This window comes from Pantoea sp. 1.19 (genome assembly GCF_001922585.1).
In the GTDB taxonomy this organism is placed as follows: Bacteria; Pseudomonadota; Gammaproteobacteria; order Enterobacterales; family Enterobacteriaceae; genus 1-19.
The window spans coordinates 1-3,178 of the sequence record NZ_MRBS01000026.1 but is presented as its reverse complement, the minus strand read 5'-3'; the positions used below and the strand labels follow the sequence as shown (position 1 = coordinate 3,178).

General features: G+C 59.2%; 4 protein-coding genes. All 4 read right to left on the bottom strand.

Going from position 1 to position 3,178, the window contains the following annotated elements:
• Window positions 1-549 (bottom strand): Tox-REase-5 domain-containing protein (locus tag BS626_RS17930; RefSeq protein WP_075183697.1); only part of this gene is annotated, 549 nt, incomplete at its 3' end.
• Window positions 549-893 carry a hypothetical protein gene (locus BS626_RS17925; RefSeq protein ID WP_075183696.1) on the bottom strand — a complete coding sequence of 115 codons (345 nt, stop codon included), beginning with the start codon at window positions 891-893 and terminating at the stop codon, window positions 549-551. The genes BS626_RS17930 and BS626_RS17925, both read right to left, overlap by 1 nt.
• Window positions 887-1,390: a DUF4123 domain-containing protein gene (locus tag BS626_RS17920; RefSeq protein ID WP_075183695.1), complete on the bottom strand. Its 504-nt coding sequence runs from the start codon at window positions 1,388-1,390 to the stop codon at window positions 887-889. Before BS626_RS17920 ends, BS626_RS17925 begins: the two co-directional genes overlap by 7 nt.
• On the bottom strand, window positions 1,390-3,178 hold a 1,789-nt coding region (locus BS626_RS17915), incomplete at its 5' end, for a type VI secretion system Vgr family protein (RefSeq protein WP_139308876.1). The genes BS626_RS17920 and BS626_RS17915, both read right to left, overlap by 1 nt.

The window sequence follows — 3,178 nt, the reverse complement described above, 5'->3', positions numbered from 1 at the left end:
TTCCCAGAACTGACAAAGTTTATCCTTCCAGCCATCAAACGATACGCCGCAGTATTTAAACTCCTGTATCTGCTGCGTTTCCGGGTTATAAAACGTGCCACAGATGCGCGTCTGGTAGCTAATCGTCACCGCACTCCAGCGCGAACAGCGTCTCACCATCGGCATTACTTTCCCTTCCGGTGGGCAGTTTTTACAGGTCTTTTCATCCGTATTCCCCTGCGCCCCCGCTTTCGTGTCTACGCCTTCGTAGCTGACCACTTCTGAGTAATCCATATCGTCTTCCCAGAAATCGCCGTGCCTCTCGGCACTGACAACCATGGGTTCATTCAGAATTGAATCATACCGTTTTCCCTGATAACCAAATCCTCCGTGGCTGCGGGATTGGGCGCCCCCTGAACCAGGATAAGACATATCATCATCTTCCCAGCCTCCATGGTTGCTCCCTGTTCCGGGGAACGTTGAGGTTCCGGTTGATCTGCCTGCCGCACCGACACTTCCTGCTGCCGCCCCGCCCATACCTCCGTATACTACTGGTGGGATCATGACCATCAGAGCCCCCTCCTTTCCCTGTTAATCATCACATGTTTATAATCTTCAACCCGCTGCTCAACTGAATAGCCATTCGGCGTTCTCAGCCATTTATCCACTTCGGGCTTCAGATAAAAACCCGGATAAAAAGCTTCCAGCATCAAAAAGTCGCGCCTCACATTCTTTTCTTGCAGTGGCAAAGTATTAGCATGATTAAGCGCATTTTTCAGGCGTGGATGAAAGGTGGCATCGGGTTCATCAATTCCCGGAAAGTGCTTTTTTAACTGACGGGCAGTATCTTTAACAAAAGCATCGTCTTCCATTTTATCCACTGCAGCACACTGTTCAGTCGATAATTTCAACATATACATTCCCTCTGCTTCAGCGACCAGATTTTCCCGTCAATAGCTGTCAGCCATTCCTGTATTAACTCCGTCAGTTCCCGGTGTTGCTGGCCGTCCAGCATCGCCCCCAGACGGACCTGAACGCGCGGGTCCTGAAAACGCAGCAACGCAGTCCGGCCATCCGGCAGCCCGATATTCATGTTTTTTCTGAAGTGAACAGCCAGTTCGGTAAGCGTTGATGACGATACCATCCAGGAAACAGAGGGCAGCGCGGCTTCCAGTTCGCACAGTTTTTTTCCTGAACCCATCATGCTGTTCATCCGAAATATCCACGGACCGGCAAAGGCAATACGCGAATCCGGCCAGGTATCAAACAGTGGGATAACCGCAGGGTGTTGGGCTGACAGCTCTTCACCGAAATATCGCTCATATTGCAGACCGTCCACCAGGGCAAATAGTGCAACGTCTGATGAGTAAATCAGGTGTTGCGCAGCAAGGCTAAAGCTGGCACTGCTCATCATTCCCCCCTTACAACATAGGTGTCGCCATTCATCGCCGCTTTCATCAGGCAGCTCAGGCAGAGACCTCCGCCCGTGATGGCTTTCACCGGGATAGTTGCCGCCCCCGCCACCATTGTCCTTTTCACCTTGCGCACGTACGTCGCCGTCGTGCCGTACTCCACCCTCCCGGCCTCGAGTCGCAGGTAGCTTCCGCCGCCGATGAGCGTGATGCGCTTTTTCCCCGCAAACGAGATGTCGCTCGCCGAGCTCAGCGTCAGCTTCTTCTCCGCGAACAGCCGCAGGCTGGCGTTCTGCGCCTGGACATCCACCGCTCCTTCCGACGCCTTCAGGCTCAGCTGCCCCTCCCGCACAAACAGCCCCAGTTTCTCTCCGGCCAGCGCCGTCAGATTGCCCATCACCCCGACGCTGATATCCCCCCCGGCGTTAACGGCCACGTTTTTCGTCGCGGCCATTTGCAGGTGTTCCCCGCTGGTCAGGGCCATCCCTTCCGGGGCTGAGAACAGCACCGTTTCATTGAGCGGTTTCAGCCGCTCTTCAAACATCCGTATCTGGCTGTCGATATCCGCCTTCAGGGCCTGCGCCTGCTCTGCCGCCATTTCCAGCTGCTGAAGCTGCTGATTAAGCCGGTCGATTTCCGCCAGCGCGCCATCCCTGTCCAGCGCCTCGCCCCGGGCTTTTGGCTGACCGTCCGCGCTGACAAACAGCCCTTTTCCGGCTCTCAGGGCTCCCCACTCATCGGTGCGCAGCTCGGTGCCGGTGCCGCGAGGTTTCCCCCGGGCATCCACCAGGTGCCCGCCGTTAAGCTGCGTCTTGCCGTACTCCGTGGCGAGCTTGATATGTTCTTCGCCGCGCTTGTCTTCCATCCGTAATTTTGAGTTGGCAGGCGTTCTGAGAACGTTGCGGGTGTGGTTGTCGCGGGTGACGTGGTCCGGGTGCTCCGAGTCGTGCAGCGCACAGGCGATGTACGGCAGGTCAATGTCGCCGTTGCTGTACGCAATCGCCACTTCGGTGCCGTCGATGAGCGGCGCATGCCAGCCCAGCGTGCCACCGGCCGTCGGCTTCGCCATCCGCAGCCACAGGTAGCCGTAGCCGGCTTCCGTCCCCTCCCGGTCGAAGTCCAGCTTCACCCGGTAGCGGCCCTGCTCGTCCAGGTGCGCGTAGGTATCATTTTTTTCGCGACTTTCGATCCGGGCCGGCAGCGTGCCGTGGATTTCAGGGCGCGGGACTTCCGCCGGACGGAAGCAGTAACGCTCGGTGTAAGGCAGGCCCCAGACCGACACGTGCAGGCGGGAGTCGCGGGCCCCCCGGTAGGTCACCCGCGTGAGGAGCACGCCCTCTTGCAGGGCGGCAATGACGTCGCCCTGCGGCTCCAGCACCTGCCCGGGCGTGAGGTGGGCAGCGTTGCTGAACAGGTGAATGCGGGCCGATTTGTTCAGCTCCCGCTCGTGGTGAAGCCGCGCGTAGAACGCGCCGGTTTCGGTTTCCGGCTCCGGGTCGCTGTCGTCGCCGGCTTCCCGGTACGGCTCTTTGTAGCGGTAGTGTTCGCCCGTCGTCACCGCGTCACTGCGCACGCTGGCCGCCGCGTCCATCGGCGCGCAGGCGGCGCGGTAGTTGTAATCCCGCGTGGCGACGGCGCCGGTGGCCGGGCCGTGCCAGGTCCGCACGTCCCAGACCGACTCCGCCGCCCCGTCGAACAGGCCCGAAGGCTCGCGGTACGGCAGGCGCACGTCAAAATGGTAGCTCAGCTGGCCGTCGGCAAAAATGTACGTATCCAGAGCGCGCACG

Excerpts from the sequence above, each read along its gene's own strand:
- BS626_RS17925 (WP_075183696.1), bottom strand. The coding sequence starts at position 893 with ATGTTGAAATTATCGACTGAACAGTGTGCTGCAGTGGATAAAATGGAA.
- BS626_RS17920 (WP_075183695.1), bottom strand. The coding sequence starts at position 1,390 with ATGAGCAGTGCCAGCTTTAGCCTTGCTGCGCAACACCTGATTTACTCA.